At 49.8% G+C, this 14,573-nt stretch carries 17 protein-coding genes and 2 rRNA genes; all 19 read right to left on the bottom strand.

Annotation, left to right across the window (positions count from 1 at the left end):
- Window positions 1–233 precede the first annotated feature (233 nt).
- A complete protein-coding gene (mtnA, locus tag OLM33_06280; GenBank protein MCW1713277.1) occupies window positions 234–1,265 on the bottom strand; it encodes an S-methyl-5-thioribose-1-phosphate isomerase in 1,032 nt (343 codons plus the stop codon).
- Window positions 1,228–2,478 carry an exodeoxyribonuclease VII large subunit gene (gene xseA / locus OLM33_06275; GenBank protein MCW1713276.1) on the bottom strand — a complete coding sequence of 417 codons (1,251 nt, stop codon included), beginning with the start codon at window positions 2,476–2,478 and terminating at the stop codon, window positions 1,228–1,230. The genes mtnA and xseA overlap by 38 nt, the downstream gene beginning before the upstream one ends.
- Before the next feature lie 6 nt (window positions 2,479–2,484).
- On the bottom strand, window positions 2,485–2,913 hold the full coding sequence (gene nusB / locus OLM33_06270) for a transcription antitermination factor NusB (protein MCW1713275.1): 429 nt from the start codon (window positions 2,911–2,913) through the stop codon (window positions 2,485–2,487).
- 9 nt (window positions 2,914–2,922) lie between these two features.
- The gene (locus OLM33_06265; GenBank protein ID MCW1713274.1) at window positions 2,923–3,396 is read right to left on the bottom strand and encodes a hypothetical protein; all 474 of its coding nucleotides are present in this window, start codon (window positions 3,394–3,396) and stop codon (window positions 2,923–2,925) included.
- Window positions 3,397–3,470: 74 nt separating this feature from the next.
- Window positions 3,471–3,953, bottom strand: coding sequence for an Asp23/Gls24 family envelope stress response protein (locus OLM33_06260; GenBank protein MCW1713273.1), 483 nt, complete (start codon window positions 3,951–3,953; stop codon window positions 3,471–3,473).
- A 63-nt stretch (window positions 3,954–4,016) separates the two neighbouring features.
- Window positions 4,017–4,421 carry a hypothetical protein gene (locus tag OLM33_06255; GenBank protein ID MCW1713272.1) on the bottom strand — a complete coding sequence of 135 codons (405 nt, stop codon included), beginning with the start codon at window positions 4,419–4,421 and terminating at the stop codon, window positions 4,017–4,019.
- A 14-nt stretch (window positions 4,422–4,435) separates the two neighbouring features.
- The gene (efp, locus tag OLM33_06250) at window positions 4,436–5,011 is read right to left on the bottom strand and encodes an elongation factor P (GenBank protein ID MCW1713271.1); all 576 of its coding nucleotides are present in this window, start codon (window positions 5,009–5,011) and stop codon (window positions 4,436–4,438) included.
- 103 nt (window positions 5,012–5,114) lie between these two features.
- A complete protein-coding gene (locus OLM33_06245; GenBank protein ID MCW1713270.1) occupies window positions 5,115–5,711 on the bottom strand; it encodes a hypothetical protein in 597 nt (198 codons plus the stop codon).
- On the bottom strand, window positions 5,708–6,571 hold the full coding sequence (locus OLM33_06240) for a hypothetical protein (GenBank protein MCW1713269.1): 864 nt from the start codon (window positions 6,569–6,571) through the stop codon (window positions 5,708–5,710). Before OLM33_06240 ends, OLM33_06245 begins: the two co-directional genes overlap by 4 nt.
- 40 nt (window positions 6,572–6,611) lie before the next feature.
- Entirely contained in the window at window positions 6,612–6,947 is a 336-nt protein-coding gene (locus OLM33_06235; GenBank protein ID MCW1713268.1) for a hypothetical protein, read from the bottom strand.
- Entirely contained in the window at window positions 6,944–8,023 is a 1,080-nt protein-coding gene (locus OLM33_06230; protein MCW1713267.1) for a type IV pilus twitching motility protein PilT, read from the bottom strand. The genes OLM33_06235 and OLM33_06230 overlap by 4 nt, the downstream gene beginning before the upstream one ends.
- 23 nt (window positions 8,024–8,046) lie before the next feature.
- Window positions 8,047–9,753, bottom strand: a complete 1,707-nt coding sequence (locus OLM33_06225; protein ID MCW1713266.1) for an ATPase, T2SS/T4P/T4SS family — start codon at window positions 9,751–9,753, stop codon at window positions 8,047–8,049.
- A 55-nt stretch (window positions 9,754–9,808) separates the two neighbouring features.
- Entirely contained in the window at window positions 9,809–11,668 is a 1,860-nt protein-coding gene (locus tag OLM33_06220) for a type II and III secretion system protein (GenBank protein MCW1713265.1), read from the bottom strand.
- Window positions 11,635–12,216, bottom strand: a complete 582-nt coding sequence (locus tag OLM33_06215) for a hypothetical protein (protein MCW1713264.1) — start codon at window positions 12,214–12,216, stop codon at window positions 11,635–11,637. Before OLM33_06215 ends, OLM33_06220 begins: the two co-directional genes overlap by 34 nt.
- 14 nt (window positions 12,217–12,230) lie before the next feature.
- Window positions 12,231–12,776 carry a hypothetical protein gene (locus OLM33_06210; protein ID MCW1713263.1) on the bottom strand — a complete coding sequence of 182 codons (546 nt, stop codon included), beginning with the start codon at window positions 12,774–12,776 and terminating at the stop codon, window positions 12,231–12,233.
- Complete coding sequence (locus OLM33_06205) at window positions 12,773–13,393, bottom strand: PilN domain-containing protein (protein MCW1713262.1); 621 nt, start codon at window positions 13,391–13,393, stop codon at window positions 12,773–12,775. Before OLM33_06205 ends, OLM33_06210 begins: the two co-directional genes overlap by 4 nt.
- Before the next feature lie 5 nt (window positions 13,394–13,398).
- Complete coding sequence (locus OLM33_06200; GenBank protein ID MCW1713261.1) at window positions 13,399–13,707, bottom strand: hypothetical protein; 309 nt, start codon at window positions 13,705–13,707, stop codon at window positions 13,399–13,401.
- 323 nt (window positions 13,708–14,030) lie between these two features.
- A 5S ribosomal RNA gene (gene rrf / locus OLM33_06195) occupies window positions 14,031–14,146 on the bottom strand.
- Window positions 14,147–14,474: 328 nt separating this feature from the next.
- Window positions 14,475–14,573: ribosomal RNA gene (locus OLM33_06190) — 23S ribosomal RNA — on the bottom strand; the annotation flags it as partial.

The following is a 14,573-nucleotide window of genomic DNA, read 5'->3' as shown; positions in this document are numbered from 1 at the left end:
CCTGATGGCCTGAACATGGAAACGATCCAAAGGCACCACTCCCGTCCCAAAGTCACAAGTAATGTCAGTTTTTTCATATGGCATGAAAGTGCTTACTGGTTAAATATTACCACTCAAAAGAATATAACGCAGTTCCGGTTTAAATTATTTATGAGTAAATTGATCGGTGCAGTCATTTGTGAGTGAGAAGGGAAAATGCCAGGCAGTTTTTTGAATAAAAAAATATGAAATGACTATATCTTCAGTTTTTTTATCTCTGCAGGGGCAAAGATGCCATCCTCCGTTATTATTGCCATTATCAGTTCGGCGGGGGTGACGTCGAATGCAGGGTTCCAGACCTTCGCCGCTTCATGTACGATCAATTCATTGCCTATCCTGCGCACCTCAGAGTGGTTCCTCTCTTCTATCGGGATCATGGTTCCGTCCGGGCAGTTAAAATCTATCGTACTTAACGGAGCGGCTATATAAAACGGGATACTGTGCCTATATGCCGCGACAGCAAGCCCGTATGTTCCGATCTTATTTGCAGTGTCCCCGTTCAGCGCTATCCTGTCGGCTCCCGTTATAACAGCGTCTATCTTCTCCCTTGACATCAGGAAAGGGGCCATAGAATCGCAGATCACTGTCACGTCAAAACCGTCTTCGCAGAGTTCGAAGGCTGTCAGCCTTCCTCCCTGGAAGCGCGGCCTGGTCTCATCCGCGAATATTTTCAACTCTTTGCCGGATCGCCTGGCAGCCCTGAAGACACCCAGTGCGGTGCCGTACCCGGCTGTCGCAAGAGCACCGGCGTTGCAGTGCGTTATGACCGCTGCTTTATCCGGAAGCAGTGCGGCTCCGTTTTTGCCTATCCTTCTGTTGATCTCGATGTCCTCTTCTTTGATCTTTTCAGCCTCCGATTCAAGAATGGCGCAGATGTCATGAGCACCCATGCTGTTTTTGTAAACGGAGCGCATCCTCTCCAGGGACCAGAAAAGATTTACAGCCGTCGGTCTTGTTGCGGACAGTCTTAAAAAAGCGTCATCGATTTTCATCATATCTTCCCGCGCTGCCAGAACTATCCCGTAAGCGGCCACAACTCCTATTGCCGGTGCGCCCCTTACCGTCATGTCCTCAATAGCGTCGGCAGTCTCCTCATAAGTGCGGCATTCCCTGAATTCTACAGAGAAAGGGATCTTTCTCTGGTCGAGAAGTTTAAGAAGCGGCACATCACCGATCCATTCAATGGTTTCAGGAAGCATCGGCCGACCCGTATCTTTTTCGGTCATCCCTGAATATAGAGGTCACTTCAGCATCGGCGTGTCCGTCTCTGAAGCAGATCTCAATATTCTGATGTTCGGCAAGAGACGCAGCTTCCTTGACCATCCTGCCTTCGCTGTCCCTGCATATCGTGAAGCCGCGTGCCATCACGTTCAAAGGTGAAAGGCTGTTCAGTGCCCCGGCTGCGGAAGAGATTTTCGTTTCATATTCAGAAAGCCTGTGCAGGACGTTTGAGGAAAGGGAGCCCCGGACATTGTTCAGATACTCGGAAGCAGGGGCGATCAACCCCCTGACGATGCTTAAAATGATCCTTCTCTTTGAATCTTCAAGCCCCGAACCTGTCTTTGCTATCTTGCTGTTCAGATGAGCATGCATGGACCTCGTTGAATTTTTCAGAAAAAATGAAAGGTCCCTGGAATCAGGGAAGACTCTTTCCGCGGCTCCCGACGGTGTGGGCGCATATACGTCTGCCGCAAGATCTGAGAGGGTCTTGTCGACCTGATGTCCAAGCCCCGTTATCACGGGAACAGGGCAGGAACGTATCGACCTGACGACTTCCTCTGTATCGAAGGTGTCAAGGTCGTCCCTGCTTCCGCCGCCTCTGACAAGCATGACCAAAGAGAGGTCATCCAAAGCCGCGCACCTGGAAAAGGCCTCCCTTATCTCTGATGATGCACCTGCGCCCTGCATCAGGCTAGGGACCACAAGCAGCCTGGAAGCAGGATACCTTGTCGACGATATTTTTATGACATCCTGGACGGCAGCTCCTGTAGGAGAAGTTATAACAGCAACTTTACGGGGGAAAGGAGGGAGTGGTCTCTTGTGCCTGATATCAAAGATGCCTTCGGCTGAAAGCTGTTTAAATAGGAGCTCCTTAGCCCTTGCCTTGGCACCTTCGCCCAGAGGGAGCAGACTGGAAGCATATATCTGATATGAACCTCTCGCACCGTAGACATCCACCTTGCCTCTCACAAGGACCTCGTCGCCGTCTTTGGGCCACAGAATCACTGAAGATACGTTTGAACGGAAGAGGGCGCACGAGATCCTTGCCTCGTTTCCAAGGATCGTAAAGTAAGCATGGCCGCTGGAGTGTTTTTTGAATCCCAGAAGTTCCCCTTTTACTGAGATGTTCTGAAGTTCTCCGGAGGCATATATTGCTTCCCGGATCTTGTTGGTGACTTCATCTACGGTAAAAACTGCCTCTTTTTCGTATTTGAACATGGCGCTTCAGTTAGGGAGGGACTCTTCCTTCCTTACTATTCTGCCGAGAACTCCGTTAACGAAGCGGCCTGATTCTTCTGTGCCGAAAACTTTTGCCAGTTCCACAGCTTCAGATATTGATACTGCGACAGGCACTTTTTTTGATATTATCCCCTCATAAAGGGCAAGAGAAATGGCCACCTTGTCGACTGCGACCATTCTTTCGGGTCTCCATCCGATTATATTTTCCCTCAGAAGATCCGAGATCGCGTCCATGTTATCCATTACGCCTCTGACAAGTTCACAGGCATAATCAAAGACCCCTTCCGGCTCATCTTCAGAAGGGTAAAGCTCTATGGCTTCATCAATATTCGCAGATGGTCTGACATCAAGCTGATAAATGAGCTGGAGCGCTATTTCACGCGATCTGTGCCGCAATTGGGATCTGGACGACATTTCCTGATATCATCTCCTGAATTGCTGCATCAGTGCAGAAACCTGTTTTTTGCCGTCCTCGGTAAGCAGTATCCAGGATATCCCGTAGCCGATGATAGCGGCAAACAGGGACCAAAGTATACCCTTCAGACCGAGATGGACAAGAGCGGTCAGGCCCGCGGCTGCTCCGGCCCAGAACAGCGGCATGGTCCATACCGGATTGATCTTCGGGTTGTCCTGAGGCGCTATGCTGATCCAGTTGATATGGACCGTCATTCCCGACTTGGTAAAGATGTCTGTGTATTTTTTTTCCAGCCTTGCCTTTTCTTCATCATTTCCGCCCTCAGGCAGAGTTATGTAGATATTCAGAAGGTTCTGGTCGCCTATAAATGATATCTCCTGACAGTAATAACCTTCGGGCAGCCTTTTTGAGACGATCTGCCTGATAGAATCGCCGTCGAGCCATATCTTGCCAAGTTTGGTAGTAGTCCATAAGAAAAGCATCCTTTTTCACCTCTTGATCGAGAAGGCCGGTTTCTTTTTCAGGAAACCGGCCTTCTCCTGTAAATTCGATCAGATCAGGCCTCTTCGCTGAATGTGCTGTACGCGGCCTCTGCTTCCGGAGCGGAGTGTTCTTTTTTCTCTCCGAATGTGACTCCCTGCACGTATACGTTTACACCTTTGATCGAGTAGCCTGTAAAGCGTTCTATCTGCTCCTTGACGGCCTCCTGGACATCCCAGCAGACATCGGGGATGCGCAGGCCATACTTTACCGCTATATATGCATCAACTACTATCTCCGGTGTTTCACCGTCGGATATGGAGATCCTTACACCATTGACAGTCTTCCTTCCAAGGCGCAGGTTAGCCATAAGGCCGGGATTTGCCGGAGTTACACCTTCAACGCTGTTCAGAGCCTTTGTAGCAAGCTGGGCTATGACGTCCTCAGAAATGCGGATCTTGCCTTCCAGGTTTGACTGATCGATAGTGGTCCCTACACCGATCTCCTCGTTTTCTCCGGATTCGCTTATCACGAAGTCCTCTTTGTTGTTCGCGACCATGCGGTTATTCCTCCTTTTAAAACTTGGTGTGACACTGACGGATCGATATCGACTTCCGGCGCGTTAATCTTCCGGATGCTTGAACGGCTTTCCGCAGTGCGGACAGAGGAGATCCTCGTCTTCGTCATAGGCAGCCGGCTCATAATAGAAATCCTTGCCGCATTCGGGACAAGTCACTGAGGCGTACTCTTCCTCGTCGAAATCCTCGTAATCGTCTTCGCACTCATCTTCGTACTCTTCTTCAAGAAGTGCGTCGAGATCGTCCTCAAGCTCGCTCACATCCTCGTCAAGCTGTTCGAGGTAGTCGTTGAGCTCCTGATGGACCTCTTCGTGATCCTCCATTGCCTCAGCCAAAGAGTCAAGGGCATCTACCAACGCAGCAAAAAACTTTTCTTTCTCAGGCGTGTCCGCTACTTTCTGCCCGTCGATCAATCCTCTTAGGTAAGCTATCTTTTCCCGTGCGCTCATTAGGATCCCTCCCCTTATGATTTCTTTGCTCTTTCCAGGTATTCACCTGTCCTGGTGTCTACAAGGACCGTCTCGCCGTTCTCGACAAAGAACGGAACCGTTATGACAAGACCTGTCTCTGTAGTCGCAGGCTTGCCCCCGCCTGAAGCCGTATCTCCCTTGAATCCGGGAGGTGTATCCGTTATCTGCATTGCGACCGAGTTCGGGAGCTCTATACCCATAACGCGGCCTTCATACATGTCGAAATTTACCTCAAGGTCGTCTATCAGGTATTTTACCGCATCTCCGAGCATGTCTTCGGAAAGGTAGACCTGATCATACGATTCCATATCCATAAAGACATAGCTGTCTCCGTCCTTGTACTGGTACTGGGCCGGTCTTTCGTCAAAGATTATCCTTTCAAAGCGTTCTCCCGACTTAAAAGACTGATCAACTGAGGAACCGGTCTCGAGGTTGCGGAGTTTGCCCCTTACAATAGCGCCTCCCCTTCCCATCTTATGATGGGAGCATTCAAGAATGACCCACATACCGCCTTCCCATTTGATCTTGAGCCCCGGACGAAAATCGCTTGTGTCCACAATTTGTGCCATTTAAAAACCTCCCCGTACTCTTTCACAAAACATCTTGCGTACTCATCCATCATGGATACGCCGCATTATCATAGCATAAAAAAAGGCAGTTTGTCTTTATCCGCTATTGTTTGTTTGTGTACAACGTTATCGCGTGCAGATCTCCGGCAGATCCGCATATAACGACAACACTTTCCGTAAGGACAAGCGGGGTCTCCTCCAGAGTTCGATGGAGCGCCTTTATGCGTATGCAGTACCTTTTGGCAATGCATACGTCCGGACTCGCTCCGTCCTTCATCAGCAGCAATTTCGCTGGAGTCCCCCTTGGGATCTCCAGCCTTTCCGCTTCCGGTAAAAATGAGTCGCTGTAATTCTGATCGATTATCTCGGCCTGAACGGTAACATCTTTCTCTTTACCGTTCAGCACGTTCAGGATCCCGTCGGGTATCTCCAGGTATGGATCGTCAAGAGGTTCTACGTCCAGTGTAAATTCTGACGGGGCTGCGATCTTTCCGCCTTCTGCAGAGACCCTGAACCAGCTCCTCATGAGAGCTTCAGCCTGCAGTGCTGCGTTTTCCCTCTTCAGAAGCTGTTCTTCCCATTTGGCGGAAGCAGAATACCTGCATGATACTGCGAGAAGGGAGAGGACTATCGTCATTCCCATACAGCTGTATGCGAGCAACGAGACTAAGATCGTACCTTTTTTCCTGAAATTTTTCATTCGCATAAGAGTTCGTATTCCTTAAGGTTTGGAAGATGCCAGACTGTTTTAGAGGCGAAAAGCCTGTACCTGGATCCTCTTTCGATCCAGTACCCAATATATTCTTCCGGCCATTTCTCTTTTCCTGAAATTTCCTGTGGAGAGTCGTAAAGCTTGTCTCCCCTCGCAAGTATATATACAGCGACGGTCTTCTTCGGCACATCAACATCAAATCGGATGTCCATTATGCCCGGTACTCGCGGCTGATCGCCGGGAGACCTGAAATCCTTGGTATAGAGGCAGTCGTTCAGGACATACACCCTCAATGCCCTCAGGTGGTGTACCCTGTCGCCCCTGCAGATGCTGAAAGAGGCATCCATGCTGTTCTTCACGGTAATTTCCTTCCCACTGAGACCGGTCACACAGAATGGAGTTGCCGGCGGGACAGAGGATGGAAAAAAGACCCAGTTCCTTATGTCGGGAGAGTTGTCCGAGAAGCTCTCCCCGAGTTCATTGGGTTCAGGAAATTTATGAAGCATGAACCTGGCTTCATCGAGATTGCTCTCAACAGCATCTGCTGCTTTTGTGCTGCCTTTTCTCGAGTATGATATCCTCAGTTCACTCTTATCGAGTCCGCTTGGTCCCTTGCAGACGCCGATCGGTCCCTCCCATCTGAAGGGGTCGAATTTCTGGCTGCCGAATGATCGCTTATATTTCGAAGGGCTGACCGGCATCCCGAGGCCGCAATAAAAAACAGGCGATTTGAGGATCGCTTTTGTCCTTGATGTTCTGACATGCGCCCTCATGTAATCGAAATATGAAACTGTTTTGTCTGCTGAGGCCTTCAAGGCCGGGAGCAGCGGGAATGTGATCATAAGCATCAATGTAATGCCTACGAGTATTTCCGGCAAGGAGAATCCCCTACTGCTGCCACTCCTCCTTTGGCCATACCACATATGATCTCCTCACTTTCAGGAAGCCGTCTTTTTCTATGCGTATGATAATGAGTTTATCGTCGGAAGAGAGTCCTTCAAAAACCACATGGACATTATGGTAGTCAGAACTGTTTGGGATACTGCCAGAATAGAGCGTGGACAAAACCGATCTCCTGGTACTTTCGATCTCAAGGCATTCTTTTGCGGAAGTAAAAATCATAACGCTGCTCCGGAGTGTCGCAGCGATACAAAAAGAAGCTATGACGGCTATAAAACATGCCGCCAGAGCCCCCGCAAGGATACTTCCCTTATTTGAAGTCAATCTCCCATAAATCTTTCCAGATCTTTTATATCATAAGCATAAGCAATAGCATTTTTTCTGCTTATGAGACCTTCCCGATACATCCTCGCAAGATCCTGATCCATGGTGTGCATGCCAAGCGCCGAACCTGTCTGTATCGCATTCTTTATCTGAGAGGTCTTGGCCTCCCTGATGTAGTTCTTGACCGCATTGTTTGCTACAAGAAGCTCTGTGGCGACCATCCTGCCTGTCTCCGTCACAAGGGGCACAAGCTGCTGCGAGAGTATCCCGATGAGGATGGAAGAGAGCTGTATCCTGATCTGCTGCTGCTGTCCCGGGGGGAAAACGTCGATTATCCTGTCGATGCTCTGGGGAGCATCCGGTGTGTGAAGCGTAGTCAGCACGAGATGTCCCGTTTCAGCTGCGGTTACAGCTGCGGAGATCGTTTCAAGGTCCCGGAGCTCACCGATCATGATAACGTCCGGGTCCTGTCTCATCGCCCTCCTCAATGCCTCCGAGAAGCTCTTTGTATCGCTTCCCACCTCACGCTGGTGGATCATCGATTCGGCAGAGTTGTATATGTATTCAATGGGGTCTTCTATCGTGATTATGTGGGCCGGGCGGGTAAGGTTTATCTCCTGGATGACGGCCGCCAGTGTCGTTGATTTTCCCGAGCCCGTAGGTCCCGTGACTATGAAGAGGCCGTTGTTTTTGTGTGCGATGTTCCTCACTTCATCAGGAAGCATCAACTGTTTCACCGTCCTGATGATCGGGGTTATTATCCTTAGTGCAAGGACAGGATTGCCGCGTTCATAAGAAAAGTTCCCTCTGAAGCGCTGGTTAAAATCAGGTCCGCTTGAGAAGTTGAAGCTGAAGTCGAACTCTCTCTCGTCCTTGAACTTCTGGAGCTGGTCCGGGGAAAGCAGGGTGTTCATTACATTGTCCATGTCTGCCGAAGTTACAGAATCGGAATATGGGCGCCTCACCAGGACTCCGTTTATCCTTAATGCAGGTTTTGCTCCCGAACATATGTGGATGTCGCTTGCACTGCTCATTACACCATCAAGCAGAAGATTATTTATGTCAAAAATAGCCAAATTACACAGCCTCCGGTCTGATGTCAGTCGAACATCGTTGTTATAAGCATCTCTTCCACGCTGATAGTGCCGTCGAGCACCTTTTTCCTCGCTATATCGCGCAGGGTATCCATGCCGTTGTTCACGGCGTAGTCCTTTATCTCATGCTGCGGCCTTGCGTTGTTTATCATATCTCTGAGTTCTGTGTCGATAACCATTATTTCTCCGATTACTGTCCTTCCGCTGTATCCTGTGAACCGGCATGAAGCGCAGCCTACCGGGGCGTATATCTTTGCCCCTTCCGGCATCTTTATCTCTTTGGCCATCTCCTGGGTGACGTTCATCTCTTTTTTGCAGTTCGGGCACAGCTTCCTTACAAGCCTCTGGGCCACTATGCACCGGATCGAAGAGGCTATCAGGAAATTGGGGATCCCCATGTCCACCAGCCTGTTGATAGATGCCGGCGCGTCATTGGTGTGGAGCGTGCTCAGCACAAGGTGCCCCGTAAGTGCGACCCTCACGGCAAGGTGCGCCGTCTCCTGGTCCCTTATTTCACCCACCATCAGCTTGTCCGGGTCCTGTCTCAGTATCGACCTCAGAGCGCTGCCGAAGGTAACGTCGATCTTTTCGTTTATCTGGACCTGCGTGAGTCCGGGTATCGTGTATTCAACAGGATCTTCTATCGTAATAATGTTCACTTCAGGCTTGTTGATAAGTTCAAGGAGAGAATAGAGAGTGGTCGATTTGCCGCTTCCCGTAGGCCCAGTTACAAGTATGATCCCGTGCGGGGCAGTTATTACCTGCCTCAGCTTTTCAGCCTGGCCATGTTCAAAACCCAGTTTCTCTATACCGATGTGTTCGTTGTCCTGGTCGAGGAGACGAAGCACCGCCTTTTCCCCGAAGATCGAAGGAAGGGTCGATACACGCATGTCCATCTTTTTGCCGCCGACTTTGATAAGTATCCTTCCGTCCTGGGGGCGTCTCTTTTCAGCTATGTCCATCCCCGAGAGTATCTTGATCCTCGCGATCAGCGGGGCATGTAGGTTCTTCGGGATCTCCGTCGTCAAAAACAGCGTACCGTCGATCCTCATCCTTACGTTTGTAATTGAATCAGTCGGCTCGATATGTATGTCGGAGGCCTTCTCCTTGACTGACTGTTCAAGTATGCTGTTTACAAGGCGTACAACGGGGGCATCTTCCGTGTTGACGGTAGCGATGTCCTGAGGCGCCATCTGGGGCATGATCGGCGTCGTTCCTGAAATGCTCGCTGTCTGCTTCATGACGTCCTGTACGGCATCTTCCACGCTGGACTGGACCCTGTAGTATGTCGAGAGGGCCTTGTTTATGTCGCTTGCGGTAGCGATCCTGATGTCAACTTCCCTGTTGGTGAGCATGTTTATCTCATCTATAGCGAGGGTGTCCATGGGATCGGACATAGCTACAGTGATCCTGCCGTCGTATGTGAGGGAGAGCGGTATGACGTTGAGCCTTGCGGCAACGTTTTCAGGGATCATAGAGAGGGCATTCTGGTTGGGCCTCTCTTTCACCAGCGAGATAAAGGGTATGTCAAGCTGTGCGCTCAGTGCCTCGGCAAGGTGCATCTCTGTGAGATAGCCGTTTTTGATAAGCACTTCCCCAAGACGCATGTGGGAGACCTTCTGCTCGCCAAGTGCAGCCTGAAGGTTGGCGGGTGATATCGCCCCCGCGTTTACAAGAAGTTCTCCAAGCTTAAGTGTCCTTATCGGTTTCATGGCTCTCCCCCGTTCCGAAAGAGATATTCAGTTCATCGGTCAGTCTTGACCTTTGTTACTGTATCAGGCTCTTGCCGGGCATGTCGAAGATCTCGGCAGACCCTGTAGGCACATCCAATATATGCGGCATTACGATAAAGGCCATTTCAGACTTGGAGTGCTTGTCAGTTTTGCTTTTAAAAAGTTCTCCGATCAGGGGTATATAACCAAGGATCGGGACTCTTGTCACTCCCTTGGTCTTATTTTCCTGATAAAGGCCCCCTATGACAAAAAGCTCACCGTTCCTGACTCTTATTTGAGTGTCCACTTCGCGCTTGGTAGTTTCAGGGACCTCTGAAATGCCGCTGTCCCTGAACTGAACGATCTCTCCGGTGGATATCTTCAGCTTCAGCGTTACAAAACCGTCCCTTCCAATGGTCGGAGTGATATCCAGAGTAGGACCGGTTTCCTGCTCAGTGAACTCGGGATTGCCGCTTTCGTCAAGTCCTGACTGGTAGAGGTAGTTATGGGTCAGTTTTATTGAAGCCTTCTGTCCGTCAAGCGCTACCACGGAAGGATTAGCAAGGATCTTGCCCTTGTTGTCCGACTCCATCGCTCTCAGTCCCGCATCCAGCATTTTCATAGTAGGGTCGACTACGTTTACAGGCATCGTCGAGTCAGTTCCTAAGATAGGCATCTCGCCCTGTGTAGTCGTACCTGTAGGGTTAACGTTAGGTTTGATTTTCACAAGGTCATTAGCGTACGTGTACTCAGATGTCAGCCCCTGTGCCCCATATGTGAAGAGCCAGCCTTTGTAGACAGAGGAAATGAGAGTCTCGATCTCCTGCTGGGCCCCGTCGTTGATCTCTATCAGCCTGGCTTCGAGCATCACCTGTTTTCCGGGGTGATCTATCCTGTTCATCAGCGATTCAACTTCTATATGCTGTTCCGCAGTGCCGGTAACATAGAGGGCCCTCAGCCGTTCATCAACAACGGGAGGTTTGGGGAGAGTCACAAGCCCCATTATTATCGCCGGCAACTTTGTGATATCTCCGTATGCGACCTTATATTCTTTTGTTATGTTCTTTCCCAGCGTCTTTCCGATGCTCTCAGCGGTACCTACGACCAGAGTGTTGCCCATCAGGGCGTACGTCAGGTCGTTCATCCTGAGCATATATGCAAATACTTCGCTGAACTTTGCATTCCTGAATGAGAATGTCATGAGGTTGTCAGGCACAGAACTGTCAATGACCAGATTCAGCTTGTGAAGGTCAGCAAGCATCCGGAAGACCTCCCTGACGGAGATGTCCCTCAGTTCAAGCGTCACGGGCGAATACATGCCGAGGGGATCTCCCTGGACAGGGGCACGGGGCTTGGGCGGCGCCGGCGGAACGATATCTGTTACAGTTTCCAAAGTCAGCATGATCCTGTCTGCTCCCGGCATTCCGGCAATTTTTTTGAGCACGAGAGGTTTTTCACCCACAACGCTCATCGTAAGTCCCTGCTGATCATTTGATACTACTCTGATCCTCTGGACAAGGTTGTATTCATAATCCTGATACCACTCTTCGCTCTCTTTCTCCTTTATTCTGAGCACATCCCATCCGTATTCGTCCCACCAGTCCTTCTTGTCTGTATTTCTGGGAAAACGGATGTCTCTCCATATGAGTGTTATTGCGCTGCCTGTAGTCGGTCCCTGCACAGGCAGGCTCATCGAAGTGCCCCTGAGTTCCAGCATTACCTGAGTGCTCCCTACCTGTTTTACATTCATCCCTTCGATTATAGAGGTGAGTTCTCCCGATCTTGCTGTAGTTGTTACAGCTCCGGCAGGGCTGACGAAGAAAAACGTCAGGAAAAGTGCCGCCGACATGACCGGAAGAGCAAGCGTCAGTAAAAGTGCCCTTACAGGTCTGTGCGATATTTTTTGTTTGCCCATGTCCAACTCACCCCTTTGGGATCTATAGCTGTTATTTTACCCTTTCCTCCGCCGAACGTGGTACCCTCTCTTACTATCAAGCCCGGTGCTTCGTTCTCAATATCCAGTGTCGCCACTCCACCGTTGCCCATAACTACCAGTGCCTTTATCCTTACCTGCGGTGCAAACTCAGGGACCGCAAACTCCTGCGCAACTGGCTTGGGCAGTAACGCTACAGGATATCTGCCAACTGCTTCAGCTAATTCCACAAGTTGTCTGCTATCATTACGGTATTTCATGAATACGTCATATTTTCGTGCAAATGCGCTCAGCCTTGCGTTTATTTCGCTTCCTGCAGGCATTTGCGGCATCTGTCTGATATTCACCTCATCCTTTGAAGTATTGAGCCACCAAAAGTTTCCCACGCTTGTAACTGCCGCCGCCGAAAAAAGGAGAAAGAGCAAAAGGAAATGCAAAAGCTCCTTCTTTTCTTCGGGAGAGACAGGGATCCTTATGCTTGAAAAAAATTTTGACCTGTTCAGTTTTGTCTTGATCAAAGATAGATCCATCGTGATCAGCCTCTTCAGTTATTCTGCTTCTCAGTTTTAGGCGGTTCGGAAACAGATGCTATCCTGCATTCTATCGTATAGGAGTAGGAAACATAACCGTCCGTCAGTCCTGTCAGCTCGAGGTTCAGCACTCTCATCAAATGGGAGCTTTGCCTGAAAGAGGAAAACAGATCCAGCAGCGAGAAATACGCCGCTTCCCCGCTCACCTTGAAGCTTACCGCATCTTTGCTCTCATTCACCTTCACAACGACTGCGTCTTCAAAACCGGTCATCTGCAGAAGATTTATCAGAACGGAGTAGAACCTGGTCGCTGATTCGACTTCTGTAGGCGCGGATGCGTTGTCTATGTTGAAGCCTGTCTTATATCTCGAAACTGCGTCTGTCTTTGCCTTAAAGATCCTTTCTGTAAGCTGGTTCTCCCTCACAGCTTCTTCGATTCCCGCCCTTGTGTTTCTTATGTGCCTAATAAAGTAGATTTGTACGGTCATGATCACAACGACAGCCAGTACAGCGACCGCGATCTGTTTTTTTGTAAGATCTTCAAAATCGACCCTGGTCATAACGTCTCTTCCTCTTTGTCGCTGTCCGTCTTTTTGATCTCTGTCAGGCGCCCTGCGGCTATGATCTGATCAAGGGGCAGGAGAGTGCATTCGAGTTTGAACGTTCTGACGCTTACCCCGTTCCTTGTGCCGGGACTGATCACCGGAACGGAAACACCTTTGGCAAAGTGTGCTTCATTCAGGTCATTTGCGAACAGAAGTATCTGTTCCTCGTTTTTGCCGGTACCTGAAAGGGTAAGCCTCGATGAAGTCAGAGAGAGGAACTCCACATTGATATCCGCAGGTATTATCCTTGCAAGGGAAGTCAATAGTTCGACAGACGGGATGTCTGAGAGCAGATAGTCGAGCGTTGACTCGAGCTTTGTCATCTCCCCGGTTATCCTTCCAAGTTCCTTGTCCATTATGGCGATCTTCTCTGTATTGGAGAGGACTCCCTCATTGAGTTCAAGCCTCTGGCTCCTGAGGGAGTAGAGCTGCCACCCTCCGATCATAAAAACCAGGGTGGAGGCGATCGCAAAGAGGAACACGGCTGCGAAGAGCAGCAGGTGTTTAAGGCCCGATTCGCGCTCTTCCCTGGTCTCTTTTCCCGGAAGCCTCAGATCCAGTTTAACGACCATGGCCGCTACCTCAGCGCAAGTCCTATAGGGATGTCCCACGAACCGGCGCTGCTGTCAAAATCGAGGCCGTGGATCGAAATAGGGTCGGAGACCATTATTTCAGGTATGGAGAGAGATTCCTTGAGGAATTCGCAGAGATCCTGAGTTGCCCCGGGACCAAAGAGAAAGAACATGTCCGGCTTGAATCCCCTTATCTGGGAAAGGGCGAACTGCAGGGAAGAGTGGACCTCCCTCGCAAATGCGTTATATTCAGCGTTCAACTGTTCATTAAAGGATTCGTCCACAAAAGAAATTCCTGTAAAGCCGATGGACATAGTGCGATAAAAAATACCGTTGCCCTTCCAGGAAAAAATAAGGACAGACCTCGTCTTGCCCGCATATATAAAGACTGAGGCATCAGAGACAGGTGTTATCGGAGTTACTGCCCTTTCCAGTGCTATCTGGGCAGGTTCTATTGCTGTTATCTCTATACCATTGGCCTTTGCGGCCTTGGTTATGTTCTCTATCAGGGTCTTTCTGGCAGCGCCGACAAGATACCTGGATTCCTCGGCGCCGTTTTGAAGTGGGTAGAATATCTCTGGCAGCTTAGCAAGAAAAAAGCCCCGTGCGTATGCACGGAGCTTTTTTCTTAATGTAATTCTGGCAGCGACCTACTCTCCCACGAATACCCTTCGTAGTACCATCGGCGATGGAGGGCTTAACTGCCGGGTTCGGCATGGGACCGGGTGTGTCCCCTCCTCTGTTACCACCAGAAACTTGTATGTTCTATAGGCTTCGATCTTTGCTGTTTTTGCTGCGTTCATCTTCGCTCGCCTGCGCTCAACGTATTCATATACGCCTTCGCTTGACTCGCTCTATAAACTTGCAAAAACTCGCAAATCTCTTCGCCTGTGCATTGCTTTTTGATTTGACGCCCTATTTTATCACATCTCGTGATTTTGGGTTAGATTTGAGATGGAAAGGGATGAAACTCGAAGGGGCAGGCTTCGATGACGTATATTAATACGTTGAGAAGACTGGACCGAGTGTTTCGCCCTTTCGGCTCAAATATGACCCAAAATCAGGTCAATAAGGATTTTATGAGGTTAAGGCCTCGGTGTATTAGTATTGGTCAGCTCAACGGGCGTTACCCGCTTACACCCCCAACCTATCAAACCGGTAGTCTTCCGGACACCTTACT

The sequence above is a fragment of the Synergistaceae bacterium DZ-S4 genome (assembly GCA_025943965.1).
GTDB classification, from domain to species: Bacteria; Synergistota; Synergistia; order Synergistales; family Synergistaceae; genus Caenicola; species Caenicola nitritireducens.
This window is presented reverse-complemented; position numbering and strand designations above follow the sequence as displayed.

Excerpts from the sequence above, each read along its gene's own strand:
- mtnA (MCW1713277.1), bottom strand. The coding sequence starts at position 1,265 with ATGACCGAAAAAGATACGGGTCGGCCGATGCTTCCTGAAACCATTGAA.
- xseA (MCW1713276.1), bottom strand. The coding sequence starts at position 2,478 with ATGTTCAAATACGAAAAAGAGGCAGTTTTTACCGTAGATGAAGTCACC.
- nusB (MCW1713275.1), bottom strand. The coding sequence starts at position 2,913 with ATGTCGTCCAGATCCCAATTGCGGCACAGATCGCGTGAAATAGCGCTC.
- OLM33_06265 (MCW1713274.1), bottom strand. The coding sequence starts at position 3,396 with ATGCTTTTCTTATGGACTACTACCAAACTTGGCAAGATATGGCTCGAC.
- OLM33_06260 (MCW1713273.1), bottom strand. The coding sequence starts at position 3,953 with ATGGTCGCGAACAACAAAGAGGACTTCGTGATAAGCGAATCCGGAGAA.
- OLM33_06255 (MCW1713272.1), bottom strand. The coding sequence starts at position 4,421 with ATGAGCGCACGGGAAAAGATAGCTTACCTAAGAGGATTGATCGACGGG.
- efp (MCW1713271.1), bottom strand. The coding sequence starts at position 5,011 with ATGGCACAAATTGTGGACACAAGCGATTTTCGTCCGGGGCTCAAGATC.
- OLM33_06245 (MCW1713270.1), bottom strand. The coding sequence starts at position 5,711 with ATGAAAAATTTCAGGAAAAAAGGTACGATCTTAGTCTCGTTGCTCGCA.
- OLM33_06240 (MCW1713269.1), bottom strand. The coding sequence starts at position 6,571 with ATGCTTATGATCACATTCCCGCTGCTCCCGGCCTTGAAGGCCTCAGCA.
- OLM33_06225 (MCW1713266.1), bottom strand. The coding sequence starts at position 9,753 with ATGAAACCGATAAGGACACTTAAGCTTGGAGAACTTCTTGTAAACGCG.
- OLM33_06220 (MCW1713265.1), bottom strand. The coding sequence starts at position 11,668 with ATGGGCAAACAAAAAATATCGCACAGACCTGTAAGGGCACTTTTACTG.
- OLM33_06215 (MCW1713264.1), bottom strand. The coding sequence starts at position 12,216 with ATGGATCTATCTTTGATCAAGACAAAACTGAACAGGTCAAAATTTTTT.
- OLM33_06210 (MCW1713263.1), bottom strand. The coding sequence starts at position 12,776 with ATGACCAGGGTCGATTTTGAAGATCTTACAAAAAAACAGATCGCGGTC.
- OLM33_06205 (MCW1713262.1), bottom strand. The coding sequence starts at position 13,393 with ATGGTCGTTAAACTGGATCTGAGGCTTCCGGGAAAAGAGACCAGGGAA.
- OLM33_06200 (MCW1713261.1), bottom strand. The coding sequence starts at position 13,707 with ATGTCCATCGGCTTTACAGGAATTTCTTTTGTGGACGAATCCTTTAAT.